Below are 25,284 nucleotides of genomic sequence, written 5' to 3' on the forward strand. Positions count from 1 at the left end.
GCGTGGCGCTCGGGCCACACACACCCGGCTGTCCACGACACGAGTGTTCCTTGCCAAGACCATTCGAGCCATGATGCAGATGCACCATGCGGGCTGGCGCGACCACGCGTCACGGCCGCCGCCGCACGTGCCGACCGCACGACCGCAACCAGCCCACTGCTGCTCGTCAAGCCATGCCCTCCAGCACGCCCCAAGACCCGAGCGACCTCCTGCTGCGCCTATACGCCATGGCGCACGAACATGCCATCGACGCGTTCCAGGACGACGCGCTGCGGCTGCTGCAGACCGTGCTGCCGTTCGACTCGGCGATGTGGGGCACGGCACGGACCACTGCGGCGGGCATCGACATCCATACGCTGCACTTGTTCGAGCAGGGCACCGACATGATGGCCGAGTACGAGCAGGTCAAGCACCTGGACACGGCGGCGGCCAGCCTGATGGATCGGCGCCGGGGCACGGTTCGCGTCCATGCACCCACCTGGCCCCGTCATGGCGAGCATCGCCGGTTGGGAGACCATATGAAGCGCTGGGGGTTGAACAACAACTTCATCACGGCCGACAACGACACGGATCGGAGATTCGTGCACTGGATATCCCTGTTCCGCGCCGACCCCGAGGCCGAGGCGCAGGCGCACGAGACGGCGTTCGTGCACCAGATCGCGCCCCACGTGATGCAGGCGCTGGCCATCAACCGGCGCATGCATCTGCGCGAGGTGCACCCGGCGGGGCCGCCGCCCTGCGGCACGGCGATTGCCGACCTGCGCGGCGTGATCTACCACGCCGACGAGCCCTTCAAGGCCATGCTCCGCACCGAATGGCCTGGCTGGCCGGGCCAGGTGGTGCCCACGGCGGCGCTCGACGTCTTCCTGCGCGGGCAGGCCTGCCATGCGGGCCGCACGGTGGTGATCCGCCACCATGCACGGCATGGCCTGTTGTTCCTCAGATGCCGGCCGCGCTGCGCGGCGGACGGGCTGACGCCGAGCGAGCTGCGCGTGGCGGAGCTGACCGCCCAGGGCAACAGCTACAAGGAGGTGGCTGCCCGGCTCGGGCGCTCGCCCGCCACCGTGCGCAACCAGCTGAGGGCCGCCTACGACAAGCTGGGGGTTTCCAACGTCGCGCAGCTCATCGACGCGCTGCGGCGGCTGGAGTAGTCGCCCACGACCATCCGGCGCGCCGCCCGCGAACGCCCGCAAACGCCCGCACAAGCCCCGCTGCGGGCCGCTGCCAGACAATGCGGTGGGTGAACCCCATCGCCTGCATGCCCTCGCCATTCGTCTCCACCCCGCTCGTGCGCCTGCTGCGCAGCTTTTCCTGGCAGGAGCTGCGCCACCACCCCTGGCGCAGCGCGGCGGCCGTGGTGGCGGTGATGCTGGGCGTGGCGCTGGGCTTCGCGGTGCACGTGATCAACGCGTCGGCGCTTCAGGAATTCTCGCAGGCGGTGCGTTCCGTCAACGGGCAGCCCGACCTGGAGCTGCGCGCCGCGCAGGGCGCGCTGCCCGAGTCGGTGTACGCGGCCGCCGCGGCCCACCCGCAGGTGGCGCTGGCCAGCCCCTGGCTGGAGATGACCGTGCAGGCCCGCACGGGCGACGGGCCGGCGGGCGATGCCGGGGGCCCGCCGGCCCCCGTGGCGCCGGTCGCCCTGCGCCTCGTCGGCGCCGACGCGCTCACCCTGCCGGCGGTGGCGCCCGCCCTCATGCCCCAGGCCTTCGCCGGCGCGCCCCGGCTGGCGATGCTCTCGCCCGCCACCGTCTTCCTGAACGCCGCCGCCCTGCAGGCGCTCGGCGGGGCGGACCGGGGCTCTTTTGCCGCTACGTCGGCCCCGGCGACGGCTGCGCCCTGGGCGCCGCGCACCCTCACCCTGCAAGCCGGCCTGCGCACCTACACCGTGCAGGTCGCCGGCACCGTGGCCGCGGCCGGTGCGCCGCTGGCGGTGATGGACATCGGCGCCGCGCAAGACCTGTTCGGGCGCGGTGGGCAGCTCACCCGCATCGACCTGCAGCTGCGCCCCGGCGTGCAGCGCAGCGCGGTGGAGCGCGAACTGCAGGCCCTGCCCGGCTGGCCCGGCGGCGTGGTCGTGGCCGAGCCCGGCGACGCCGCGCAGCGCGTGAGCAATCTCTCGCGCGCCTACCGCGTCAACCTCACCGTGCTGGCGCTGGTGGCACTGTTCACCGGCGCCTTCCTCGTCTTCTCCGTGCTGGCGCTCAGCGTGGCGCAGCGCGCGCCGCAGTTCGCGCTGCTGGCGGTGCTGGGTGCCACGCCCCGCGAGCGGCGGGCGCTGGTGCTCGCCGAATCGGCCGCCCTCGGCCTGCTGGGCAGCGCGTGCGGCCTGGCGCTGGGCACGGCGCTGGCGGCCCTGGCGCTGCGCGTGCTGGGCGGCGACCTGGGCGGCGGCTACTTCGCGGGCGTGCGGCCCACACTGCAGTGGAGTGCCACGGCCGCCGGCGTATACGGCCTGCTGGGCGTGGCGGCGGCGCTGGCGGGCGGCTGGTGGCCGGCGCGTCAGGCGCAGCAGCTGCCGCCCGCGCAGACCCTCAAGGGGCTGGGCGGCCAGGGCGCTGGCGCCGGCCGGGGCGGCGCCCTGGGCCTGGCGCTGATCGCCGCGGCGGCGGGGCTGGCCTTCGCGCCGCCGGTCTGGGGCGTGCCGCTGGCGGCCTACGCGGCCGTGGGCCTGCTGCTGGTGGGCGGCATCGCCCTGCTGCCCTGGCTGGTGCAGGTGCTGCTGAACGCTGTGCAGCCGCTGGTGCAGCGCCACGCCTTCACCCACCCGTTGCCGCTGCTGGCGCTGGAGCGCGCCCGCCGCATGCGCGGCACCGCCGCCGTGGCCGTGGGCGGCGTGGTCGCCTCGCTCAGCCTGGCCGTCGCCCTGACGGTGATGGTGTCGAGCTTCCGGGGCTCCGTCATCCAGTGGCTGGACGCCGTGCTGCCCGCACCGCTCTACGTGCGCATCGCCGCCGCCGGCAGCGGGGGCGACGAGGCCACCGCCACCTTTCCGGCCGGCTTTGCCGAGTCCGTCGCCCGCCTGCCCGGCGTGGAACGCCTGCAACCGCTGCGCGTGGGCAACCTGCTGCTGGAGCCGACCCGCCCCGCCGTCGCGCTGCTGGCCCGCCAGGGCCTGGGCACGGGCGCGGACGCCGCCCAGGCCCTGCCGCTGGTCAGCGCCGCGCTGCCCGTTCCCGCAGGGCGCGTGGGCGTGTACGTGAGCGAGGCGGTCGTGCAGCTCTATGACGTGCGGCCGGGCATGGACTGGCCCGCGCTTTCCCAGGCTTTCAGGCCGCTGGCGCAGGTGGATACAGCGCACCTAGCTACATTTTTCATAGCAGGTGTATGGCGCGACTACGTGCGCCAGTTCGGCGCGGTGACGCTGGACCGGGCGGATTTCATCCGGCTGACGGGCGATGAGCGCACCACCGACCTCGCCCTGTGGCCGGCGCCGCGCGCCGACGAGGCGGCGCTGCGCGGCGCCATCTCGGCGCTGGCACGGCAACTCGGGCGACCGGCCGGCGCAGCGCAGGGCGAGCCGGATCGCAACGGCACCGGCAGCGAAAGAAGTGCCGCGCAGGCCGGCACGCTGCCAGCCGCCGCCGTGCCGCTGGAATTCAGCTCCGCCGCCGCCATCCGCGAGCGGTCGCTCGCCATCTTCGACCGCAGCTTCGCGGTCACCTACTGGCTGCAGGCCGTGGCGATCGGCATCGGGCTCTTCGGAGTGGCCGCCAGCTTCAGCGCCCAGATGCTGGCGCGGCGCAAGGAGTTCGGCCTGCTGGTCCACCTGGGCCTGACCCGCCGCCAGGTGCTGGCGGTGGTGGCCGGCGAAGGGGCCGTGTGGACGGCGGTGGGCGCTATGGCCGGCACCGTGCTGGGCTGGGCCGTGTCGGTGATCCTGGTGCACGTCGTCAATCCGCAGAGCTTTCACTGGACCATGGAGCTGCTCGTGCCGGTGGACCGCCTCGGGTGGATGGCGGCTGCCACCATCACGGCCGGCACGCTCGCGGCATGGTCGGCTGCTCGGACGTCGATGTCGCGGCAGATGGCGGCCGCCGTGAAGGAAGATTGGTAACACTGGCTTTGCCCGGGTAGCAATTTGTTCAGACTCGAATACATTCACCCAAAATGTTAACCACCGTCAATTGACGACACGGCTTTCACAACGGTGCTTCCTCGCCCGGATCCGACGCCGCTTCGCCGGGTATTGCACGGTTGCCGCCCAAGGAGTTCCCATGATTCGACCGTCCCTGCGCTGGGTTGCCGGTGCCGCGCTTTTGCTTTCCCTGTGCGCTCCCGTGGCGGCTCAGGTGGTGGTACCGCCGGGCAGCTCGCTCGACGTGGCGGGCGGAGCCATCGACATCGGCTGCACTTCGCTCGACCTGCAGGGCACGCTCAACCTGGGCGGTGGCACCTTTTCTTCGGACTCCGACGCCATCTTCGCCTCGGGCTCGGACATCACCGGCACCGGCGGCACGATCTCCCTGGGCGGCAACCTGTCCGCCAACGGGACCAACACGGGCAACAACACGCTGGTGCTGCGCGACGGCTGCAATGTCGGCAACACCTCGCAACTGAGCGGCACCATCACCGTCCAGAACCTGGTGTTGCAGAGCACCACGGGGCGCACCTTCGTGCTGCCGCAGGGCGCCAACATCACAGTGCTGGGCGCGCTCACCCTCCAGGGCACCGCAGCGCAGCCGGTGCAGCTGACCTCGTCCGGCGGCACCGCCGTGATCAACCTGGGGCCTAACGCCACCGTCACGCGCAATTTCGCCAATGTGCCGGCCAACGTGCAGATCGGTGCGGCCACCTCCCCGGCGGCCATCCCCACGCTGAGCGAATTCGGCCTGGTCCTGCTGTCGCTGCTGCTGGCGGCGTTTGCCTTCCGGAGCCGGCGCGACCGCACGGCCTTCGGAAGCCATTCCGGCTGAAACTGCCCCCGGGCATGGCCCGGCCCCCTCCCCTCGAACACCCGCTCTGAAACAGAGAAAAGGATGGTCATGTCCAAGTCCCACCCCCGCCCAGGCGCCCATTGGGCCGCCACTGCCGTGTGTTCCGTCTTCGCCCTGCATGCCGCTGGCGTGATGGCGGCGGACATCTCCGCCACCCCGCCCGCCGGCGGCGGCTTCGTTGTCAAGGGCTCCGGGGGCCAGGAGCGGCTGCGCGTTCAGGGCACGGGCGAGGTCTATGTGCCGGGCATATCGTCATCGGGCACGAGCAGCAACCTCACCTGCCATGACGGCGCCACGGGGCAATTGACCAAGTGCAATCCGGGCATTGGCGCAGGTGCGACGGGTGCGACCGGGGCCACCGGCCCAGCAGGCGCCGCGGGCGCCACGGGTGCCACCGGGGCAACGGGCCCTACCGGATCCACAGGTGCGACGGGTATGACCGGACCGACCGGGGCCGGCGGAGTCGGCAGCACGGGTGCCACCGGCCCCACGGGGGGGACCGGAGCAACAGGGTCGACAGGCGCAATGGGACCGACAGGCGCGACCGGGCAGACGGGTGCCACCAGCCCCACCGGGGTGACTGGAGCAACGGGGTCGACGGGCGCGACGGGACCGACAGGCGCGACCGGGCAGACGGGCGCCACCGGGGCTACGGGGGCGACAGGCATTCAGGGCCCTCAGGGTATTCAGGGTCCCAATGGATCGACGGGGGCCACTGGTCCTACGGGGGCGACCGGCAATACCGGTGCAGCCGGGCCCGCAGGTCCGACGGGAAGCGTCGGCACCCTGACGACTTCCACGTCGGCCACGACCAACTGCAACGGTGGCACCGGCCAGGACAACTTGACGGCCGTCTGCTCGTCGGGCAACGTGGTGTCGGGCGGCTGCAATTCGGCAGACTTCCTGAATACCATCGCGACGTCCCGCCGCTCCGCGGCCAACCAGTGGTCCTGCAAGTTCAATTGCACATCGGCTGCCAACGTGACGGCCGAGGCCTACTGTCAATAAAGCGGCCCCAGAAGCGCCGCAACTGCAGCGCTTTGACACCCACCACGGGGGCCACTGGTGCCCCCCATCCGATCCGCAGTGACACGCCCCCGCATCTGCCTGAACATGATCGTGAAGAACGAGGCACCGGTGATCACCCGGTGCCTCGCTTCCGTGCGGCCGCTCATCGACCACTGGGTGATCGTCGACACGGGCTCGACGGACGGCACGCAGGACATCGTGCGCCGCTTCCTGCAGGATGTGCCCGGCAGCCTGCACGAGCGGCCCTGGAAGAACTTCGCCCACAACCGCAACGAGGCGCTGGAGCTGGCGCGCCCCCAGGCGGACTACCTGCTCTTCATCGACGCGGACGAGCAGTTGCGCGTACCGGAAGGCTTTGCGTGGCCCCGGCTGGAGGCCGACGGGTACATGTTCACCTGCCGCATGAACGACTGCGAGTACCTGCGCAACGCGATGGTGGCCACCCGGGTGCCATGGCGGTGGGAGGGCGTTCTGCACGAGTTCCTCGCCGCGCCCGCGCACGGTGCCTGGCAGACCGTGACCGGGCCGCTGATCGATGTCTCGCACGACGGTGCGCGGGCGCGTGATCCGCAGACCTATCTGCGCGACATCGCCGTGCTGGAGCAGGCGCTGCGCGATGCGCCCGGCAACACGCGCTACGCCTTCTACCTAGCCCAGAGCCTGCGCGACGCGAGGCGGCTGCAGGAGTCCCGCGAGGCCTATCGGCGGCGTGCCGCCATGGGCGGGTGGGACGAAGAGTGCTGGTATGCGGCGATGCAGGTGGCGGTGCTCACCGAACAACTGCAGGCTCCTGCGCACGAAGTGCGCGAGGGCTACCTTGCCGCCTATGCGCAGCGCCCCCGGCGTGCCGAGCCGCTGTGCGAGCTGGCGCGCTACCACCGCCTGCGTTCGGAGTTCGCGCTCGCCCATCTCTACGCCCAGGAGGCTGCGCGCATCCCCCGGCCGGACGACATCCTGTTCGTCGACGCGGCCGTCTATGCCTGGCGCGCCCTGGACGAGCTGACGGTGAGCGCCTTTTACGTGCAGGACTTCGACCAGGGCCGATCGGCGCTGCAAAGGCTGCTGGACCAGCGGCTCTTCCCTGCAGCGGAGGCCGCTCGCATCGAGGCCAATCGCCCGTTCTTCGGGCTGTAGGCGCCGTGCCGGCCGGGCGCACCGCACCGGAGTGCCTGCGATACTCGTCCGCATGACCGCACATTCCTCCAGCGGATGGCTGCCCGCCGCCATCGCGCGCATCGAAGCCGACTACCACCGCAGCGCCGACACCCACCTGATTCCCCTGCCCCTGCCGGGTTACGCGGCGGCGGGCATCGACCTCTACCTGAAGGATGAGTCCACCCACCCGACGGGCAGTCTCAAGCACCGGCTGGCGCGGTCGCTGTTCCTCTACGCGCTGTGCAACGGGTGGCTGCACGAGGGCTCGACCATCGTGGAGTCGTCCAGCGGCTCCACCGCCGTGAGCGAGGCGTACTTCGCCCGCCTGTTGGGCCTGCCGTTCGTGGCGGTGATGCCGCGCAGCACGTCGGCCGAGAAGATCGCGCTGATCGAGTTCTATGGCGGGCGCTGCCATTTCGTGGACAGCGCGGCCCAGGTGTACGACGCCGCCCGCGCCGTGGCGGCCGAGACGGGCGGGCACTACATGGACCAGTTCACCTACGCCGAGCGCGCCACCGACTGGCGCGGCAACAACAACATCGCCGAAAGCATGTTCACGCAGATGGCGCACGAGCGGCATGCGGTGCCGCGTTGGATCGTGGTGGGCGCGGGCACGGGCGGCACCAGCGCGACCATCGGCCGCTACGTGCGCTACCAGCGGCATGCCACCCAGGTGTGCGTGGCCGACCCGGCGGGCTCGGTGTTCAGCGCCTACCACCGCACGGGCGTAGAGACGTTGACGGCGCCGGGCTCGCGCATCGAGGGCATCGGCCGCCCGCGGGTGGAGCCGAGCTTCATCCGCACGCTGGTGGACCGCATGGAGGAAGTCGCGGACGACGATTCCATCGCCGCCATGCGCGCGCTGTCGCAGTTGCTGGGCCGGCGCGTGGGACCGTCCACCGGCACCAACTTCGTCGCCATGCTGCGGCTGGCGCGAGAGATGCGCGAACAGGGGCAGGAAGGCTCCATCCTCTCGCTGCTCTGCGATTCGGGCGAGCGCTACCTGCCGACCTACTACGACGAGGCCTGGGTGCAGGCACGCATGGGCTGCTGCGCGGCGGCGGGTGCGCGCATGGATGCCTTGCTGGCCTGAAGGCACCTGGCCATGCCTGCCCGGCCCCCGCTGCCCACTGCCCTGCCCCACACCCTCCTGGGTGCGGCGACCCATGCCATGGACCGCCGGCGCTGGCTGCTTGCCGCGCTGGGCGCGGGCGGCGGCGCGGCGGGCTGGCTGCTGCCGGCGGGCATGGCCCGGGCGCTTGCGCCGCGCAGCCTGGTCTTTCCGCGCGACCACGGCAGCCACCCGGACTTGCGCACGGAGTGGTGGTACATCACCGGCCAGGCGCTGGCGGGCGGGCGGCGCTGGGGTTTCCAGGTGACGTTCTTCCGCTCGCGGGTGGACGCGGCGCAAGGCATGCGCTCGGCCTTCGCGGCGCGGCAGCTGGTGTTCGCGCATGCGGCGCTGACCGACGTGCAGGGCCGCAGGCTCCACCACGACCAGCGCATCGCCCGCGCCGGCTTCGGCATTGCCGAGGCAGCTGAGCACGACACCGACGTGCGGCTGCGCGACTGGTCGCTGGTGCGCGCCGATGGCAGCGCGCCCGGCACCAGCCGCTACACCGCCCGCGTGCAGGGCGCGCAGTTCGGGCTGGAGCTGACGTTCGTCACCACCCAGCCGCTGCTGCTGCAGGGCAGCGCCGGCCTGTCGCGCAAGGGACCCGAGCCCGTGCAGGCGAGCCACTACTACAGCCAGCCGCAGCTGGCGGTGGCCGGCCACATCACGCTGGAGGGCCAGCGCATGGCGGTGGACGAGCGCAGCGCGCCGCACGACCGGCGAGCCTGGCTGGACCACGAATGGAGCGAGGCGTTGATGCACCCCGACGCCGTGGGCTGGGACTGGATCGGCATGAACCTGGAGGGTGGCGCCGCGCTCATGGCCTTTCGGCTGCGGCGCGCCGACGGCAGCGCGCTGTGGGCCGGCGGGTCGTGGCGTGCGGCGGGCGAGACTGCGCCGATCGTGTTCGGCGCGGGCGACGTGAGCTTCACGCCGCTGCGCCACTGGCAGAGCGGCGTGACCGGCGCCCGCTACCCGGTCGAGTGGCAGGTGGCCACGCCGCGTGGGCGCTTCACCGTGCAGGCGGTGCTGGACGACCAGGAGCTGGACAGCCGAGGCTCCACCGGGGCCGTGTATTGGGAGGGCCTGAGCCGCCTGGTGGACGCCAGCGGCAGCGCGGTGGGCCAGGGTTACCTGGAGATGACGGGCTACGCTCGGCGGCTGGAACTGAGTTGAGCCGCCCGACGGCGAGGGCATGGCGCCCTCGCCGCCAGGGACGAGGCGGCATTCCCCACCGCGTGGAGCACTGCCCCATGACCCACGCTATTTATTTGATAGCGGCACCCCCAGGTGGAGCAAGCGCCAGAGGCTGTTTTTTCCTGAAAGAATCGGTTTGACAGGCTCAGTGCGCGCCCGGCCCGGGCCGCTGGCCGCGGCCGGCACGGCGGCGTTCCAGCCACGCGATGATCTCGCCCATGATGCCGCGGCGGAAGGCCAGCACGCAGACCACGAAGATCAGCCCGGTGACGATGGTGACCGATTCGCCCAGCGTGCGGAACCATTCGACCCCGCTCAGCGCAGCCAGCAGGTTGCCCAGCTCGCCGATCTTGTTTTCCAGCAGCACCACCACGGCCGAGCCCACCAGCGGGCCGCTGAGCGTGCCCAGGCCCCCCACCAGCGTCATCAGCACCACGTGGCCGGACGACGACCAGTGCACGTCGGACAGCGTGGCAAAACCCAGCACCAGCGTCTTGAGCGCACCGGCCAGACCGGCGATGGCCGCCGAGATGACGAAGGCCAGCAGCTTGAAGCGGTTGGTGTCGTAGCCCAGCGAAATGGCGCGCGGCTCGTTTTCCTTGATGCCCTTGAGCACCTGACCGAAGGGCGAGTGGATGGTGCGCACGATCACGAGGAAGGCCACCACCACCACCACCAGCGCCACGTAGTACATGGTGAGGTCGCTGGCCAGGTCGATCACGCCGAAGAGCTTGCCGCGCGGCACGCCCTGCAGGCCGTCCTCGCCGCCCGTGAACGGCGCCTGCAGGCAGGCGAAGAACAGCATCTGCGCCAGCGCCAGGGTGATCATGGTGGAGTAGATGCCCTGGCGGCGGATGGCGAAGAAGCCCATCACCAGGCCCAGCAGCGCGCCGGACAGCAGGCCCGCCAGCAGGCCGAGTTCCGGCGTGGCGCCCCAGGCCTTGACGACGTGGCCGGTGACGTAGGCCGAGCCGCCCAGGAAGGCCGCGTGGCCGAAGGACAGCATGCCCGTGTAGCCCAGCAGCAGGTTGAAGGCGGATGCGAACAGCGCGAAGCACATGAGCTTCATCACGAAGACGGGGTACGCGCCGAAGAAGGGCGCGGCCACGAGGCCGACGAGCAGCAGGCCGTAGCCGATGGTGGTGAGGTTCTTTTGGTTCATGCGATGGCCTCTGTTCTTTTCACTTCTCTTTGCCGAAGAGGCCGGCGGGGCGGATGAGCAGGACGATGACCATGATGACGAACACGACGGTGGAAGACGCCTCCGGGTAGAAGACCTTGGTGAACCCCTCGATCACACCCAGGCCGAGGCCGGTAAGGATCGAGCCCATGATGGAGCCCATGCCGCCGATCACCACCACCGCGAACACCACGATGATGAGGTTCTGGCCCATCAGCGGCGTGACCTGGTAGACCGGCGCCGCCAGCACGCCGGCGAAGGCGGCCAGCGCCGCGCCGAACGCATAGGTGAGCGTGATCATCACCGGCACGTTGATGCCGAAGGCTTCGACCAGGCGCGGGTTTTCGGTGCCGGCGCGCAGGTAGGCACCGAGCTTGGTCTTCTCGATCACGTACCAGGTACCCAGGCACACCACGATGGACGCCACCACCACCCATGCGCGGTAGTTCGGCATGATCATGAAGCCGAGGTTGGTGGCGCCTTCCAGCAGCTCGGGCGTGTCGTACCCCAGGCCCGAGACGCCGTAGATCGAGCGGAACACGCCTTCGATGAGCAGCGTCAGGCCCAGCGTGAGCAGCAGGCCGTAGAGGTGGTCGAGCTTGTAGATCCAGCGCAGCAGCAGGCGCTCGATGACCACGCCCAGCAGCCCCACCACCAGCGGCGCCGCCACCAGCATCACCCAGTAGTTCAGCCCCAGGTAACTCATGCCCATCCAGGTGAGCAAGGCGCCCAGCATGAACAGCGCTCCATGCGCGAAGTTGATGACGTTGAGCAGGCCGAAGATCACCGCCAACCCCAGGCTGAGGATGGCGTAGAACGAGCCGTTGACCAGCCCCAGCAGGAGCTGGCTCAGCAGGGCCGGCAGGGAGACACCGAAGATTTCCATGGGGTGACGCGCGTGGTGAGGAAAGGGATCAGGTCAGGTGGGCGATGCGGGTCGGAACGCGGCGGCGGCGTTGCGCGGCCTGGCGCGGCAGCCCGCCGGCGCCTGCCGCCGGGCCGCCAGCGGGCCACGCGGGGCTCACTTCCAGAGCGCGCATTTGCTTTCCGCCTTGGTGGTGAACACCTGCTCGCCCGGCAGCTTCTTGACGAGCTTGTAGTAGTCCCAGGGGCCGGTGGATTCGCTGGGCGCCTTGACCTGCATGAGGTACATGTCGTGCACGTACCGGCCGTCGCCGCGCAGCGTGCCGGAGCTGAAGAAGTCGTTCATCTTCATGCCGCGCCAGGTTTCCATGACCCTGTCGGCCTCGATGGACTTGGCGGCCTCGACGGCCTTCAGGTAGTTCATGGTGGCCGAGTAGTCGGCCGCCTGGATCTCGGTCGGGCGGCGCTTGGTCTTTTCCATGAAGCGGTCGGCGAACTTGCGCGTCTCGTCGTTCATGTCCCAGTACCAGCTGGTGGTGAACTGCAGGCCTTCGGTATTGCGCAGCCCCAGGCTGTGGATGTCGCTGAAGAAGATCAGCAGGCCGGCGAGCTTCATGCTCTTGCCGATGCCGAATTCCTTGGCGGCCTTGATGGAGTTGACCGTGTCGCCGCCGGCGTTGGCCAGGCCCAGCACCTGGGCCTTGGAGTTCTGCGCCTGCAGCAGGAACGAGGAGAAGTCCGACGCGTTCAGCGGATGACGCACCGAGCCCACCACCGTGCCGCCCTTGTCCTTCACGACCGCGCTGGTGTCGGCCTCGAGCGCGTGGCCGAAGGCGTAGTCGGCCGTGAGGAAGAACCAGCTCTTGCCCCCGCCATCGACGATGGCCGCGCCCGTTCCCTTGGCCAGCGCCACGGTGTCGTAGGCGTAGTGCACGGTGTAGGGGCTGCACTGCTCGTTGGTCAGGGCCGAGGTGGCGGCGCCGTTGTTGATGAACACGCGCTTCTTTTCCTGCGCGACCTTCGCCATGGCGAGCGCCGTGCCGGAATTGGTGCCGCCGAAGACCATCGTCAGACCCTGCGTGTCGATCCACTCGCGGGCCTTGCTGGCCGCGATGTCGGCCTTGTTCTGGTGGTCGGCCGAGAGCAGCTCGATGGGCATGCCCAGCACCTTGCCGCCGAAGTCGTCGATGGCCATCTGGATGGCGACGGCGCCGTTCTTGCCCTCCACGTCGGCATAGAGGCTCGACATGTCGGTGATGAAGCCGATCTTCACCTTGTCCTGCGCCTGGGCCGCGCCTGCAGCGGCGAGGCCCAGGGCGGCCGCGAGCGCCAATCGAGTGAACTGCCGGGTGCGTGGGTGCTGCATGGTGTCTTGTCTCCTGCTGATGTTGTGGGGTGTGGTGGAACGGCGCCGGGCGCAGCCGGCGATGAGCGAAGCCGGTCTGCCCAGCTCAGCTCATGGCCTGCTCAATGCGGGCTGCTCACTTCCAGAGCGCGCACTTGCTGTCGGCCTTGGTGGTCCAGACCTGGTCGGCCGGCAGCTTGGCGACGACCTTGTAGTAGTCCCACGGCTCCTTGGACTCGGCCTGCGACTTGACCTGCATCAGGTACATGTCGTGCGCGAAGCGGCCGTCGGGACGGATGGTGCCCTTGGCGTAGAAGTCGTTGATGGGCGTGGACTTCAGCTTTTCCATGACCTTGTCGGCGTCGATGGTCTTGGCGGCGTCGACGGCCTTCAGGTAGTTCATGGTGGCGGAGTAGTCGGCCGCCTGGATGTCGGTGGGCATGCGCTTGGTCTTGGCGAAGAACTTGCGGCCGAACTCGCGCGTCTTGTCGTCCAGGTTCCAGTCCCAGCTGGTGGTCAGCAGCAGGCCCTCGGTGTTCTTCAGGCCCAGGCTGTGGATGTCGGTGAGGAACACCAGCAGGCCGGCCATCTTCATCGTCTTGTTGATGCCGAATTCCTTGGCGGCCTTGATGGCGTTGATGGTGTCGCCGCCCGCGTTGGCCAGGCCCAGGATCTGCGCCTTGGAGTTCTGCGCCTGCAGCAGGAAGGAGGAGAAGTCCGACGCGTTGATCGGGTGCTTGACGTTGCCCACCACGCGGCCGCCCTTTTCCTTCACCACCTTGGCGGTGTCGGCCTCCAGCGCGGCGCCGAAGGCATAGTCGGCCGTGAGGAAGAACCAGTCCTTGCCGCCCTGCTGCACCACCGCGCCGCCCGTGCCCTTGGCCAGCGCCACGGTGTCGTAGGCGTAGTGCACGGTGTAGGGGCTGCACTGCTCGTTGGTCAGGGCCGAGGTGCCGGCGCCATTGACGACGAAGACGCGCTTTTTCTCCTGCGCCACCTTGGCCATGGCTAGTCCGGTGCCGGAATTGGTGCCGCCGAAGAGCATGGTCAGGTTCTGCGTGTCGATCCATTCACGCGCCTTGCTGGCCGCGATGTCCGCCTTGTTCTGGTGGTCGGCCGTCAGCAGTTCGATGGGCATGCCCAGCACCTTGCCGCCGAAGTCGTCGATGGCCATCTGGATGGCGACGGCGCCGTTCTTGCCTTCCACGTCGGCATAGAGGCTCGACATGTCGGTGATGAAGCCGATCTTGACCTTGTCCTGCGCATGCGCGCCGGAAGCCGCCAGGCCCATGACGCCGAGGGCCAGGGCCAGTTGAGTGAGTTGTGCCTTCATGGGGTTGTCTCCTGTGGAACGGGTGGAAATCTCTGACAAACAGGGCGAGGCTGCAGCGCGGGGGTCAGACGCCGAGCAGCTCGTTCAGCACCGGCATGCGCGCTTCGAGTTCGGACGCGCCGAATTGCAGCGCGATGCGGCCATGCTCCATCACGTAGAAGCGGTCGGCCAGCGGCGCGGCGAAGCGGAAGTTCTGCTCCACCATCACCACCGTGTAGCCCTTCTCGCGCAGCGTGACGATCATGCGGGCCAGCGCCTGCACGATCACCGGCGCCAGGCCTTCCGAAATCTCGTCGAGCAGCAGCAGCTTGGCGCCGGTGCGCAGGATGCGCGCCACGGCCAGCATCTGCTGCTCGCCGCCCGACAGGCGCGTGCCCTGGCTGTGGCGGCGCTCGGCCAGGTTGGGGAACATGGCGTAGATCTCGTCGATCGGCATGCCGGGCGTGCCGGTCTTGAGCACGGGCGGCAGCAGCAGGTTTTCTTCGCACGACAGGCTGGAGAAGATGCCGCGCTCTTCCGGGCAGTAGCCCACGCCCAGGTGGGCGATGCGGTGCGTGGGCATGCCGATGGTCTCGACGCCGCCGATCTTCACCGAGCCCTTGCGCGCGCCGGTCAGGCCCATCACCGCCCGCATGGTGGACGTGCGGCCCGCGCCGTTGCGGCCCAGCAGGGTGACGACTTCGCCCGGCTGCACCACGATGTCGACACCGTGCAGCACGTGCGACTCGCCATACCAGGCTTCGAGGTTGCGGATCTCCAGCGCGGGCTGGCCCGTGGAGGTGTGCGGGGCGGCCATCAGTGCGCTCCCTGCAGTTGGCCGTCGGTGGTGCCCATGTAGGCTTCCATCACCTGCGGGTTGCGGGAGACTTCTTCATAGGGCCCTTCGGCCAGCACGGCGCCGCGCTGCAGCACGGTGATGCAGTCGGCAATGGTGGCGATGACTTTCATGTTGTGTTCGACCATCAGGATGGTGCGGCCGGCCGACACCTTCTTGATGAGCTGCGTGACGCGGTCCACGTCCTCGTGGCCCATGCCCTGCGTGGGCTCGTCGAGCAGCATCAGCTCGGGCTCCATGGCCAGCGTGGTGGCGATCTCCAGCGCGCGCTTGCGGCCGTAGGGCAGGTTCACGGTCATCTCGCCGGCCAGGTCTTCCAGGCCGACCTCGGCCAGCAGCTGCATCGCCCGGTCGTCCAGCTGCCGGAGCGTGCCGGCGCTGCGCCAGAAGTGGAACGAGGTGCCGAGCTGGCGCTGCAGGCCCAGGCGCACGTTCTCCATCAGCGTGAGGTGCGGGAACACGGCCGAGATCTGGAACGAGCGGATCACGCCGCGCCGGGCGATCTGCGCCGGGTGCTCGCGGGTGATGTCGTGGCCGTTGAACAGGATGGTGCCGGACGTGGGCTCGAGGAACTTGGTCAGCAGGTTGAAGCAGGTGGTCTTGCCCGCGCCGTTGGGCCCGATCAATGCATGGATCGAACCCCGCCGCACGGCGAGATTGACATCGCTGACTGCCGTAAAGCCCTTGAACTCTTTGGTCAGGCTGTGGGTTTCGAGAATGACGTCGCTCATGCGCTTGGGGCGGCTCCGTGGTGGGGGTGACGGCGGCCTGGCGCAGGGCCCGGACGCTGTCCCCGAAGGAATGTTGCAGCGCATCGTAAGTCGGGCCCGCAAGCCCGCGACATGGGGCAAATGCCTATGTAGAAACGCTATGCGGGCCAACCCTGTCAGTCTGCGCCACAGGCCCCACGGCCAGCACCACGGCGGCTTCGTCGGCCTGCAGCACCACCTTCGCCCGGCTGCGCAAACCGCTGCCCGGCGGCGCGAAACCGACCATCTGGACGCCGGCGTCGAGCTGCGCCGAAATCTCGTCGCCCGCCGTGCCCCGCGATAAGCGCGTGACCCGGCCCGACCATGCGTTGGGCCCCGGCGACGCCGCAGCGCCCACCCCCGCCACGCGTACCGCGGTGGCCTTGCACAGCGCCTGCACCGGCAGGCCGGGCGCCAAGCCCAGCAGCTCGGCGCTTTCGCGGGTGATGCGGGCCCGCACCACCAGCGCATGGCTCGCCGGCCCATCGCCCGCCAGTTGCACCTGCACCAGCGGGCCGTGCCGCTCGATGGCCGTGACCACGCAGGGCCACTGGTTGCGCATGCTCGTGCGCACCGCCAGCCGGGCCACGGCCTGGTGGCCGCCCGTCACGCTGGCATCGACCTGGGCCAGCGCCATGCGCCGAGCCTGCTCCACCGCGCCGGCCGCGGCCAGCAGCTGGCGGCCCGCATCCGTCAGCCGCGCACCTCCGCCGCCCGCGCCGCCCACCAGCTTCTCGACCAGCGGCACGCCCGCCAGGTTGGTGAGCGTGTCCACCGCCTGCCAGGCGGCCTTGTAGCTCACGCCCACCTGCCGCGCCGCCTGCGAGATGGAGCCGCCCTCGCCGATGTGGCGCAGGATGTCGATGCGTCGGTCGGCCATGCCGTGGCCCAGCGCTTCGGAAAAAGCCAGTCGTCGTTCTTGCATGGCCCCATCATGCCGCCGTCGGCGCCGGGGTCGCGCGGCGGCATCGTCGCCCGGCCCGCGCCGGCCGGGCAGCTACCCGCTCTCGCTATACTTCGCTATTCATCGATGGAATAGCGATCGGTCCCCATGCACCTTGCCTCACCGCCGACCTCGGCCCGCGCCAGCCTCTTGGGCCTCATCGGCCTGGCATTCGTCGCCAGCCTTTCGGCACCGGCCCGTGCGGACGAGGTGTCGGTCGCGGTCGCCGCGAACTTCATCGCGCCCATGCAGCAGATCGCGGCGGCCTTCGAGCGCGAGAGCGGCCACCAGGTCACGCTGTCGTCCGGGGCGACCGGCAAGTTCTATGCACAGATCACCCATGGCGCGCCCTTCCACGTGCTGCTGGCCGCCGACGACACCACGCCCCAGCGGCTGGAGCAGGAGGGCCGCGCCGTCGCGGGCTCGCGCTTCACCTACGCGGTGGGCCGGCTGGTGCTCTGGAGCGCACAGCCCGGCTATGTCGATGCCGAGGGCCAGGTGCTGCGCACGGGCGACTTCGCCCACCTGGCGGTGGCCAATCCCAAGCTCGCGCCCTACGGCCTGGCGGCGCACCAGACGCTGGAGAAGCTGGGCGTGGCCGACCGGCTCAAGCCCCGCTGGGTGATGGGCGAGAACATCGCGCAGACCTACCAGTTCGTCGTCACGGGCAATGCGCCGCTCGGCTTCGTGGCACTGTCGCAGGTGATGGAGAAAGGCCGCATCGCGCGCGGCTCGGCCTGGCAGGTGCCGGCCGACATGCACGACCCCATCCGCCAGGATGCGGTGTTGCTGAACAAGCGCCAGGGCCATGCCGCCGCCACGGCGCTGCTGGCCTATTTGCGCTCCGAAAGCGCCCGGGCCGTGATCCGCTCTTACGGCTACTCGTTCTGAACGGGCGGTCCCTCACTTCTGCCTGTGCTCGCGGCACCCCATGCACCTGTCGGCTGAAGATTGGTCGGCCATCGGCCTGACGCTGCGGCTGGCGGCCCTGACCACCGCGCTGCTGCTGGTGCTGTGCACCCCGCTCGCCTGGTGGCTGGCCCACACCCGCTCGCGCTGGCGCGGCCCCATCGCGGCGGTGGTGGCGCTGCCGCTGGTGCTGCCGCCCACGGTGCTGGGCTTCTACCTGCTGGTGCTGATGGGGCCGGCGGGGCCGCTGGGCACGCTCACCCAGTCGTTGGGCCTGGGCACGCTGCCCTTCACGTTCGCCGGCTTGGTGGTGGGTTCGGTCGCCTATTCGCTGCCGTTCGCCGTGCAGCCGCTGCAGCGGGCGTTCGAATCGCTGGGCGCGCGCCCGCTGGAGGTGGCCGCCACCTTGGGCGCGGGCCCGGTGGACCGCTTCGTCACCGTGGTGCTGCCCCTCGCCCGGCCCGGTTTCATCACCGCCGGCATCCTGAGCTTCGCCCACACGGTGGGCGAATTCGGCGTGGTGCTGATGCTGGGCGGCAACATCCCCGGCGTGACGCGGGTGGTGTCGGTGCAGATCTATGACCACGTCGAGGCCATGGAATACGCCCAGGCTTACTGGCTGGCGGGCGGCATGGTGGCGTTCTCGTTCATCGTGCTGCTGGCGCTGCAGTGGTGGCAGCCTGAGCGCCCCCGCCCATGACGCAGCCCCCAGGCACCCCTGTGATCGACGCGCGGCTGCGGCTCGAGCGCCCGGACTTCACGCTGGACGTGGCGCTCGCGCTGCCCGGGCGCGGCATCACGGCGCTGTTCGGACCCTCGGGGTGCGGCAAGACGAGCGTGCTGCGTGCGCTGGCCGGGCTGGACCGGGCGCAAGGCCTCGTCGTGGTGAATGGCGACGTGTGGCAGGACGACGCGCAGGGCCTGTGGCTGCCCACCCACCGGCGCGGCCTGGGCTACGTCTTCCAGGAAGCCAGCCTGTTTTCGCACCTCACCGTGCGCGGCAACATCGACTACGGGCTGCGCCGGCTGCCGGCCGCCCGCCGCGCCGTGGCGCTCGAGCAGGCCGTCACCTTGCTGGGCATCGGCCCGCTGATGGAGCGCCGCCCACACACGCTGTCGGGTGGCGAGCGGCAGCGCGTCGCCATCGCCCGGGCGCTGGCCGCAAGCCCCCGCGTGCTGCTGATGGACGAGCCGCTGGCCGCGCTGGACGCCCCGCGCAAGGCCGAAGTCATGCCCTACCTGGAAGGGCTGCAGCGCGGGCTCGACATTCCGGTGATCTACGTCAGCCATGCGCAGGACGAGGTCGCCCGGCTGGCCGCCCATCTGGTGCTGCTGCGCGCCGGGCGGGTGGAGGCCGCCGGCCCCACGGCCGAGCTGCTGGCGCGGCTGGACCTGCCGCTCGCTCACGGCGACACGGCGGCGACGGTGGTCGCCGGCACGGTGCTGTCGCACGACGCCGAGGACCAGCTGACCACCGTCGGCTTTTCCGGAGGACAGCTGCAGTTCGCCTCGGCCGGGCACCGCCAGCCCGGCCAGCCCCTTCGCCTGCGGGTGCAGGCCCGCGACGTCAGCCTGGCGCTGGCCCCGCCGCAGGGCAGCAGCATCCTCAATGCCGTGGCCGTTCGCGTCGTGGCGGTGCAGGAAGACGGGCCCGGCCAAGTGATGGTGGCGCTGGACGCGGCCGGCACGCCGCTGCTGGCGCGGATCACGCTGCGCTCGGCCCGCACGCTGGGGCTGGCCCCGGGCCTGCCGCTGTGGGCGCAGGTCAAGGGCGTGGCGGTGCTGGGCTGAGCACCCGCCGCTGCCCCATGGTGCGTACGCCCCCGCAACGGGCACTGCCCACACCACTGTGGTGCAAAAGAGGGGCATCCGACCCCGGCAACCCCGGCATGACGGCCCCGCATCGCCCTCCCAGTCGGGCACGAATCCTGCTCAGCGTTTGACAGAGCCTGCGGCAGTGCCGCCGCCGGCTCACCAGCCTCCGCCAACGACGGCGGAACCCGATGGCCTGGCGGCCTTGCCGCCCCGGTCGTCGGCCGTTCCCACCCGACTTACGCCCGCGTCTCGCGGGGGCACATGTCACGCGCCGCATCCTCCCTTTCGATGCCCGGCACGCCGACCTGCACACCCCCGCCCGCCGTGGAATTGCAGGATCACCCACATGAAAATCATCGTAGTAGGCCATGGCATGGTCGGCCACAAGCTCCTGGAAGAACTGGAGCAGTTGAAGGTTGCCGCCGAGGTGACCGTCCTTTGCGAGGAGCCGCGTCCGGCCTACGACCGGGTGCACCTGTCCGAGTTCTTCTCGGGCAAGACGGCCGAGGAGCTGTCGGTCGTCGAACCTGGGTTCTTCGAGCGCAGCGGCTTCACCCTGCGCCTGGCCGCCCGGGCGGCCTCCATCGAGCGGCGCAACAACACCGTCACCACGCTTGACGGCGAGGTGCTGCACTACGACAAGCTGATCCTGGCCACCGGCTCGGTGCCGTTCGTGCCCCAGGTCCCGGGGCGCGACCGCCCGCACTGCTTCGTCTACCGCACCATCGAAGACCTGGAAGGCATGAAGGCCAGCGGCGCGCACTCCAAGACCGGCGTGGTGGTGGGCGGGGGCCTCTTGGGCCTGGAATGCGCCAAGGCCCTGCGCGACCTGGGCCTGGAGGCGCACGTGGTCGAGTTCGCCCCGCGCCTCATGACCGTGCAGGTGGACGACGGCGGCGGCCGGGTGCTGCGCAGCAAGATCGAGGCGCTGGGCGTGCAGGTGCACACCAGCCGCAACACGGTCGAGATCACCCACGGCGCCACGGCGCGCCACCGCATGGTGTTTGCCGACGGCACGCACCTGGAGACCGACATGATCGTGTTCTCCGCCGGCATCCGCCCCCGCGACGAGCTGGCCCGCCAGTGCGCCCTCGCCCTGGGCCCGCGGGGCGGCGTTGCGGTGGACGACCACTGCCGCAGCAGCGACCGCGACATCTACGCCATCGGCGAGTGCGCTTCGTGGAACGAACAGCTCTTCGGGCTGGTGGCACCCGGCTACGACATGGCGCGCGTGGTGGCGCGCCACATCGCCGGCCAGGCCGATGCGGCCTTTGCCGGCGCCGACATGAGCACCAAGCTCAAGCTGATGGGCGTGGACGTCGCCAGCATCGGCGACGCGCAGGGCAAGACGCCCCACTGCCGAAGCTACCAGTACATCGACGAGCGCAAGCAGATCTACAAGAAGATCGTGGTGAGCGATGACGGCAAGACGCTGCTGGGCGCCGTGCTGGTGGGCAATGCCGACGAATACGGCACGCTCTTGCAGATGGCGCTCAACGGCATCGCCCTGCCTGAGGAGCCCGAATTCCTGATCCTGCCCTCCAGCGACGGCAAGGCCAAGCCGGGCCTGGGCGTGGAGGCGCTGCCCGACACCGCCCAGATCTGCTCGTGCAACAACGTGAGCAAGGGCCAGATCTGCGCGGCCGTGGGCGAAGGCGCCTGCAGCATCGCCGAGATGAAGGCCTGCACCAAGGCGGGCGCCACCTGTGGCGGCTGCGTGCCGCTGGTCACCCAGGTGATGAAGGCCGAGATGGCCAAGCGCGGCATGGCGGTGAACAACCACCTGTGCGAACACTTCCCCTACTCGCGCCAGGAACTCTTCCACCTCGTCCGCGTGGGCGAGATCAAGACCTTCGACGATCTGCTGGCCAGGCATGGCCGTGGCCTGGGCTGCGACGTGTGCAAGCCGGTGGCGGCCAACATCTTCGCGTCGGTATGGAACGAGTTCGTGCTCAAGCCCCAGCTCGCCAGCCTGCAGGACAGCAACGACTATTTCCTCGGCAACATCCAGAAGGACGGCACCTACTCCGTCGTGCCGCGCATGGCGGGCGGCGAGGTCACGCCCGACGGCCTGATCGCCGTGGGCCAGGTCGCCAAGAAGTACGGCCTCTACACCAAGGTCACTGGCGGCCAGCGGGTGGACCTGTTCGGCGCGCGCGTCGAGCAGCTGCCCCTCATCTGGGAAGAACTCATCGCCGCCGGTTTCGAATCGGGCCATGCCTACGGCAAGTCGCTGCGCACGGTGAAGAGCTGCGTGGGATCGACCTGGTGCCGTTACGGCGTGGGCGACAGCGTGGGCCTGGCGGTGGAGCTGGAGAACCGCTACAAGGGCCTGCGCGCGCCGCACAAGATCAAGTTCGGCGTGTCGGGCTGCACCCGCGAGTGCGCCGAGGCGCAGGGCAAGGACGTGGGCATCATCGCCACCGAGAAGGGCTGGAACCTCTACGTCTGCGGCAACGGCGGCATGAAGCCGCGCCATGCCGAGCTGCTGGCGTCCGACCTGTCCAGGCAAGAGCTGGTGCGCCTGGTGGACCGGTTCCTGATGTTCTACGTGCGCACGGCCGACCGCCTGCAGCGCACCAGCACCTGGCGCGACAACCTGGAGGGCGGCCTGGACTACCTGAAGGGCGTGGTGGTGAACGACACCCTCGGCCTGGCCGCCGAGCTGGAAGCGCAGATGCAGCACGTGGTGGACACGTACCAGTGCGAATGGAAGACCGCCGTGACCGACCCGGCCGTGCGCCAGCGCTTCCGCACCTTCGTCAACAGCAGCCAGCCGGACAAGCACATCGTGTTCGTGAACGAGCGCGGCCAGATCCGCCCGGCCCGCGCCGACGAGCGCGCCCCCGCCGCGGCCGAGGAAGGAGCCGCATGACGTCCTCCACCGCCGCACCGCAAGAAGCCATCGATACGCAAGCCGCCATGAGCACCGAACTCGCACCCTTCCACGACATCTGCGCGGTGGCCGACATCGTGCCCGCGACCGGTGTCTGCGCTTTGGTGGAGGGCCGCCACGTCGCGGTCTTCCGCATCGGCCAGGACCGGTTCCACGCCATCGACAACGTCGACCCCCAGTCCGGCGCCAGCGTGCTCTCCCGCGGGCTCGTGGGCAGCCTGGGCGATCGGGTGGTGGTCGCATCGCCGCTTTACAAGAACCATTTCGACCTGTGCACGGGCGAATGCGTGGAAGCGCCCCAGCACTCGGTGCACGCGCACACGGTGCGCGTCGACGCCGGCCGCGTGCTCGTCGCGCTGTCCCGCTGAGCCACCGCTCACCCCATCATCGATCCCTCTCGACTACACACACCATGGCCTATCTAGCCCCTTCCGAATTCGTCACCAAGATGGTGGACTCCGGTGAATCCAAGCTCCTGATGTCCACCCGGGACACGCTCATCCGCTCCTACATGGCCGGCGCCATCCTGGCGCTGGCCGCCGCCTTCGCCGTATCGGTCACCGTGAACACCGGCAACGCGCTGGTCGGCGCCATGCTGTTCCCGGTCGGCTTCATCATGCTGTACCTGCTGGGGTTCGACCTGCTGACCGGCGTGTTCACGCTGGCGCCGCTGGCCGTCTTCGACAAGCGGCCGGGCGCCACCTGGGCCGGCGTGCTGCGCAACTGGGGGCTGGTGTTCTGCGGCAACTTCGCCGGCGCCTTCACCGTGGCCGTGTTCATGGCGATCATCTTCACCTTCGGCTTTTCCGAGGCGCCCAACGCCATCGGCCAGAAGATCGGCCACATCGGCGAAGGCCGCACGGTGGGCTACGCGGCGCACGGCGCGGCGGGCATGCTGACGCTCTTCATCCGCGGCGTGCTGTGCAACTGGATGGTCTCCACCGGCGTGGTGGCGGCCATGATGTCCACCAGCGTGTCGGGCAAGGCCATCGGCATGTGGATGCCCGTCATGGTCTTCTTCTACATGGGCTTCGAACATTCCATCGTGAACATGTTCCTCTTTCCCATCGGCCTGATGCTGGGCGGCCAGTTCACGCTGATGGACTACCTGATCTGGAACGAGATCCCGACCGTGCTGGGCAACCTGGTCGGGGGCCTTACCTTCGTGGGCGCCACGCTCTACTCCACCCACTACAAGACCGCGCCCAAGCGCCGCGTCGGCTGACCCCAGGGCCTGCAACCCCATGGCCCACGGCCTGCGCGTGACGCTCGGCCAGCACTCGCTGGCCGGCGCGCACGGCGCCAACCAGGACTTCCACGGCGCGCTGCTGCCCACCGGGCACCTGCTCGCCAGCAAGGGCATCGCCCTGGCGCTGGCCGACGGCATCAGCTCCAGCGACGTGAGCCAGGTGGCTGCGCAGGCGGCGGTGCGGTCGTTCCTGGACGACTACTACGCCACGTCCGAGGCCTGGTCGGTGCGCCGGGCGGCGCAGCGCGTGCTGTGCGCGACCAACTCGTGGCTGCACGCGCAGACGCAACGCGGCGAAGGCCGGTTCGAGAAGGACCGCGGCTATGTCTGCACCTTCACCGCGCTCATCCTCAAGGGCCGGCAGGCCCACCTGCTGCACGTGGGCGACGCACGCGCCTACCGGCTGCACCCGCAGGCGCTCGAGCAGCTGACGGACGACCACCGGGTGCGCCTGTCGTCGGCCGAGTCGTACCTGGGCCGCGCCCTGGGGATCGGCGCGCACGTCGAGATCGACTACCGCCACTGGCCCGTGGATGCGGGCGACATCTACCTGCTGGCCACCGACGGCGCCTACGAAGGGCTGGAAGCCGCGGACGTGCACGCCGCGCTGCATCTGCACCGCGACGACTTCGACGCGGCCGCCGCCACGCTGACGGCCCTGGCACGCCAACGCGGCGGCGCGGACGACGCCACCGTGCAGCTGCTGCGGGTGGACGCCCTGCCCCCGGCCGATGCGCCCCTGCCGCACGCAGCGCGTGAAGGCCTGGCACTGCCGCCCGCGCTGGCGCCGCGTGACCGCTTCGAAGGCTTCACCATCGTGCGGGCGCTGCAGGTGAGCGCCCGCAGCCACGTGCACCTGGCCACCGACGACGCCACCGGCCAGGCCGTGGTGCTGAAGACCCCGTCGGTGGACCTGCGCGACCAGCCGGCGTACCTGGACGCCTTCGCGCTCGAGGAATGGGTGGCGCGCCGCATCGACAGCCCCCACGTCGTGAAGGCCTGGGCGGGCCAGCGGCCGCGCAGCCATCTCTTCACGGCGCTGGAATACATCGACGGCCAGACCCTGGCGCAATGGATGGTGGACCACCCCCGGCCCACCCTGGCCGCCGTGCGCGCGCTGGTCGAGCAGATGGCGATGGGCCTGCACGCCCTCCACAGCCGGGAGATGCTGCACCAGGACCTGCGGCCCGAGAACGTGATGATCGACGCACACGGCACGGTGCGGCTGATCGACCTGGCGGCCGCGCACGTGGCGGGCCTGGCGGAAAGCGGCACGGGCGAGCCGGCCGGGCAGCCCCCCGGCACGCTGCAGTACATGGCCCCCGAGGTCTTGCTGGGCCATCGCGCCAGCCCAGGGGCCGACCTGTTCTCGCTGGCGGCCATCGCCTACCAGATGCTGACGGGGCAGCTGCCCTACGGCCTCGACGCATCGCGCGTGCGCACGCCCCAGGACATGCGCCGCCTGCGCTACACGCCGCTGCGCCACCTGCGGCCGGAGCTGCCCGACTGGCTGGACAGCGTGCTCGCCAAGGCGCTGGACCCCGACCCGCTGCGGCGGCAGGAGGCAGCCTCGGAGCTCGCGCACGACCTGCGCGCCCCCGCCCGCTCGTTCTCCCGGCGCCGCCGCACGCCGCTGATCGAGCGCAACCCGGTGCGGTTCTGGCAGGGCCTGTGCCTGGTGCTGGCTCTGGCGCTGGTGGGCGTGCTGGGCTGGCGCGTGCCGGGGCTGTGAGCGCT

The 25,284-nt window shown here is 70.2% G+C and carries 21 protein-coding genes; 13 read left to right on the plus strand and 8 right to left on the minus strand.

What is annotated here, in order from left to right; all coding sequences use genetic code 11:
• The first annotated feature begins 173 nt into the window (after positions 1-173).
• From ABWV53_RS01765 to ABWV53_RS01790, 6 genes are all read left to right on the plus strand, one after another.
• Entirely contained in the window at positions 174-1,151 is a 978-nt protein-coding gene (locus ABWV53_RS01765; protein ID WP_353362301.1) for a helix-turn-helix transcriptional regulator, read from the plus strand.
• Positions 1,152-1,258: 107 nt separating this feature from the next.
• Positions 1,259-4,054 (plus strand): ABC transporter permease, encoded by a 2,796-nt coding sequence (locus tag ABWV53_RS01770; RefSeq protein WP_353362303.1) that lies wholly within the window; start codon positions 1,259-1,261, stop codon positions 4,052-4,054.
• 160 nt (positions 4,055-4,214) lie between these two features.
• Complete coding sequence (locus ABWV53_RS01775; RefSeq protein ID WP_353362305.1) at positions 4,215-4,913, plus strand: IPTL-CTERM sorting domain-containing protein; 699 nt, start codon at positions 4,215-4,217, stop codon at positions 4,911-4,913.
• A 1,134-nt stretch (positions 4,914-6,047) separates the two neighbouring features.
• Entirely contained in the window at positions 6,048-7,097 is a 1,050-nt protein-coding gene (locus ABWV53_RS01780; protein WP_353362726.1) for a tetratricopeptide repeat-containing glycosyltransferase, read from the plus strand.
• A 52-nt stretch (positions 7,098-7,149) separates the two neighbouring features.
• Positions 7,150-8,211, plus strand: a complete 1,062-nt coding sequence (locus ABWV53_RS01785) for a PLP-dependent cysteine synthase family protein (RefSeq protein WP_353362307.1) — start codon at positions 7,150-7,152, stop codon at positions 8,209-8,211.
• 78 nt (positions 8,212-8,289) lie between these two features.
• Positions 8,290-9,408 carry a lipocalin-like domain-containing protein gene (locus ABWV53_RS01790; RefSeq protein ID WP_353362728.1) on the plus strand — a complete coding sequence of 373 codons (1,119 nt, stop codon included), beginning with the start codon at positions 8,290-8,292 and terminating at the stop codon, positions 9,406-9,408.
• Positions 9,409-9,574: 166 nt separating this feature from the next.
• Here ABWV53_RS01790 and ABWV53_RS01795 read toward each other — a convergent pair whose 3' ends face one another.
• The 8 genes from ABWV53_RS01795 to ABWV53_RS01830 form a co-directional block, all read right to left on the minus strand.
• Positions 9,575-10,591 (minus strand): branched-chain amino acid ABC transporter permease, encoded by a 1,017-nt coding sequence (locus tag ABWV53_RS01795; protein ID WP_353362309.1) that lies wholly within the window; start codon positions 10,589-10,591, stop codon positions 9,575-9,577.
• 19 nt (positions 10,592-10,610) lie between these two features.
• Positions 10,611-11,495, minus strand: coding sequence for a branched-chain amino acid ABC transporter permease (locus ABWV53_RS01800; RefSeq protein ID WP_353362311.1), 885 nt, complete (start codon positions 11,493-11,495; stop codon positions 10,611-10,613).
• A 28-nt stretch (positions 11,496-11,523) separates the two neighbouring features.
• Positions 11,524-11,649 carry a hypothetical protein gene (locus ABWV53_RS01805; protein WP_353362313.1) on the minus strand — a complete coding sequence of 42 codons (126 nt, stop codon included), beginning with the start codon at positions 11,647-11,649 and terminating at the stop codon, positions 11,524-11,526.
• Complete coding sequence (locus ABWV53_RS01810; RefSeq protein WP_353362315.1) at positions 11,631-12,839, minus strand: ABC transporter substrate-binding protein; 1,209 nt, start codon at positions 12,837-12,839, stop codon at positions 11,631-11,633. Before ABWV53_RS01810 ends, ABWV53_RS01805 begins: the two co-directional genes overlap by 19 nt.
• Before the next feature lie 115 nt (positions 12,840-12,954).
• Positions 12,955-14,151 carry an ABC transporter substrate-binding protein gene (locus ABWV53_RS01815; protein WP_502903808.1) on the minus strand — a complete coding sequence of 399 codons (1,197 nt, stop codon included), beginning with the start codon at positions 14,149-14,151 and terminating at the stop codon, positions 12,955-12,957.
• 64 nt (positions 14,152-14,215) lie between these two features.
• Positions 14,216-14,947 carry an ABC transporter ATP-binding protein gene (locus tag ABWV53_RS01820; protein ID WP_353362317.1) on the minus strand — a complete coding sequence of 244 codons (732 nt, stop codon included), beginning with the start codon at positions 14,945-14,947 and terminating at the stop codon, positions 14,216-14,218.
• The gene (locus ABWV53_RS01825; RefSeq protein WP_353362319.1) at positions 14,947-15,717 is read right to left on the minus strand and encodes an ABC transporter ATP-binding protein; all 771 of its coding nucleotides are present in this window, start codon (positions 15,715-15,717) and stop codon (positions 14,947-14,949) included. Before ABWV53_RS01825 ends, ABWV53_RS01820 begins: the two co-directional genes overlap by 1 nt.
• 124 nt (positions 15,718-15,841) lie before the next feature.
• Complete coding sequence (locus tag ABWV53_RS01830) at positions 15,842-16,660, minus strand: TOBE domain-containing protein (protein ID WP_353362321.1); 819 nt, start codon at positions 16,658-16,660, stop codon at positions 15,842-15,844.
• A 126-nt stretch (positions 16,661-16,786) separates the two neighbouring features.
• On the opposite strand from ABWV53_RS01830, the gene modA reads away from it, so the two are divergent.
• From modA to ABWV53_RS01865, 7 genes are all read left to right on the plus strand, one after another.
• On the plus strand, positions 16,787-17,569 hold the full coding sequence (modA, locus tag ABWV53_RS01835) for a molybdate ABC transporter substrate-binding protein (RefSeq protein ID WP_353362323.1): 783 nt from the start codon (positions 16,787-16,789) through the stop codon (positions 17,567-17,569).
• Positions 17,570-17,609: 40 nt separating this feature from the next.
• The gene (gene modB / locus ABWV53_RS01840; protein WP_353362325.1) at positions 17,610-18,287 is read left to right on the plus strand and encodes a molybdate ABC transporter permease subunit; all 678 of its coding nucleotides are present in this window, start codon (positions 17,610-17,612) and stop codon (positions 18,285-18,287) included.
• On the plus strand, positions 18,284-19,378 hold the full coding sequence (gene modC / locus ABWV53_RS01845; RefSeq protein ID WP_353362327.1) for a molybdenum ABC transporter ATP-binding protein: 1,095 nt from the start codon (positions 18,284-18,286) through the stop codon (positions 19,376-19,378). The genes modB and modC overlap by 4 nt, the downstream gene beginning before the upstream one ends.
• Before the next feature lie 370 nt (positions 19,379-19,748).
• Positions 19,749-22,277 carry a nitrite reductase large subunit NirB gene (nirB, locus tag ABWV53_RS01850; protein ID WP_353362329.1) on the plus strand — a complete coding sequence of 843 codons (2,529 nt, stop codon included), beginning with the start codon at positions 19,749-19,751 and terminating at the stop codon, positions 22,275-22,277.
• A gap of 47 nt (positions 22,278-22,324) precedes the next feature.
• On the plus strand, positions 22,325-22,666 hold the full coding sequence (nirD, locus tag ABWV53_RS01855) for a nitrite reductase small subunit NirD (protein ID WP_353362732.1): 342 nt from the start codon (positions 22,325-22,327) through the stop codon (positions 22,664-22,666).
• A gap of 44 nt (positions 22,667-22,710) precedes the next feature.
• On the plus strand, positions 22,711-23,523 hold the full coding sequence (locus tag ABWV53_RS01860) for a formate/nitrite transporter family protein (protein WP_353362331.1): 813 nt from the start codon (positions 22,711-22,713) through the stop codon (positions 23,521-23,523).
• Between the two features lie 19 nt (positions 23,524-23,542).
• Positions 23,543-25,279: a bifunctional protein-serine/threonine kinase/phosphatase gene (locus ABWV53_RS01865; RefSeq protein WP_353362333.1), complete on the plus strand. Its 1,737-nt coding sequence runs from the start codon at positions 23,543-23,545 to the stop codon at positions 25,277-25,279.
• Positions 25,280-25,284 lie beyond the last annotated feature (5 nt).

It is taken from the genome of Acidovorax sp. FG27 (genome assembly GCF_040365715.1).
GTDB lineage: Bacteria > Pseudomonadota > Gammaproteobacteria > Burkholderiales > Burkholderiaceae_C > Paracidovorax.

Excerpts from the sequence above, each read along its gene's own strand:
- modC (WP_353362327.1), top strand. The coding sequence starts at position 18,284 with ATGACGCAGCCCCCAGGCACCCCTGTGATCGACGCGCGGCTGCGGCTC.
- ABWV53_RS01815 (WP_502903808.1), bottom strand. The coding sequence starts at position 14,151 with ATGAAGGCACAACTCACTCAACTGGCCCTGGCCCTCGGCGTCATGGGC.
- ABWV53_RS01810 (WP_353362315.1), bottom strand. The coding sequence starts at position 12,839 with ATGCAGCACCCACGCACCCGGCAGTTCACTCGATTGGCGCTCGCGGCC.
- ABWV53_RS01795 (WP_353362309.1), bottom strand. The coding sequence starts at position 10,591 with ATGAACCAAAAGAACCTCACCACCATCGGCTACGGCCTGCTGCTCGTC.
- ABWV53_RS01805 (WP_353362313.1), bottom strand. The coding sequence starts at position 11,649 with ATGCGCGCTCTGGAAGTGAGCCCCGCGTGGCCCGCTGGCGGCCCGGCG.
- ABWV53_RS01785 (WP_353362307.1), top strand. The coding sequence starts at position 7,150 with ATGACCGCACATTCCTCCAGCGGATGGCTGCCCGCCGCCATCGCGCGC.
- ABWV53_RS01780 (WP_353362726.1), top strand. The coding sequence starts at position 6,048 with ATGATCGTGAAGAACGAGGCACCGGTGATCACCCGGTGCCTCGCTTCC.
- ABWV53_RS01825 (WP_353362319.1), bottom strand. The coding sequence starts at position 15,717 with ATGAGCGACGTCATTCTCGAAACCCACAGCCTGACCAAAGAGTTCAAG.
- ABWV53_RS01770 (WP_353362303.1), top strand. The coding sequence starts at position 1,259 with ATGCCCTCGCCATTCGTCTCCACCCCGCTCGTGCGCCTGCTGCGCAGC.
- ABWV53_RS01775 (WP_353362305.1), top strand. The coding sequence starts at position 4,215 with ATGATTCGACCGTCCCTGCGCTGGGTTGCCGGTGCCGCGCTTTTGCTT.
- ABWV53_RS01790 (WP_353362728.1), top strand. The coding sequence starts at position 8,290 with ATGGACCGCCGGCGCTGGCTGCTTGCCGCGCTGGGCGCGGGCGGCGGC.
- ABWV53_RS01860 (WP_353362331.1), top strand. The coding sequence starts at position 22,711 with ATGGCCTATCTAGCCCCTTCCGAATTCGTCACCAAGATGGTGGACTCC.
- ABWV53_RS01765 (WP_353362301.1), top strand. The coding sequence starts at position 174 with ATGCCCTCCAGCACGCCCCAAGACCCGAGCGACCTCCTGCTGCGCCTA.
- ABWV53_RS01820 (WP_353362317.1), bottom strand. The coding sequence starts at position 14,947 with ATGGCCGCCCCGCACACCTCCACGGGCCAGCCCGCGCTGGAGATCCGC.
- ABWV53_RS01865 (WP_353362333.1), top strand. The coding sequence starts at position 23,543 with ATGGCCCACGGCCTGCGCGTGACGCTCGGCCAGCACTCGCTGGCCGGC.
- nirD (WP_353362732.1), top strand. The coding sequence starts at position 22,325 with ATGAGCACCGAACTCGCACCCTTCCACGACATCTGCGCGGTGGCCGAC.
- ABWV53_RS01830 (WP_353362321.1), bottom strand. The coding sequence starts at position 16,660 with ATGCAAGAACGACGACTGGCTTTTTCCGAAGCGCTGGGCCACGGCATG.
- nirB (WP_353362329.1), top strand. The coding sequence starts at position 19,749 with ATGAAAATCATCGTAGTAGGCCATGGCATGGTCGGCCACAAGCTCCTG.
- modB (WP_353362325.1), top strand. The coding sequence starts at position 17,610 with ATGCACCTGTCGGCTGAAGATTGGTCGGCCATCGGCCTGACGCTGCGG.
- modA (WP_353362323.1), top strand. The coding sequence starts at position 16,787 with ATGCACCTTGCCTCACCGCCGACCTCGGCCCGCGCCAGCCTCTTGGGC.
- ABWV53_RS01800 (WP_353362311.1), bottom strand. The coding sequence starts at position 11,495 with ATGGAAATCTTCGGTGTCTCCCTGCCGGCCCTGCTGAGCCAGCTCCTG.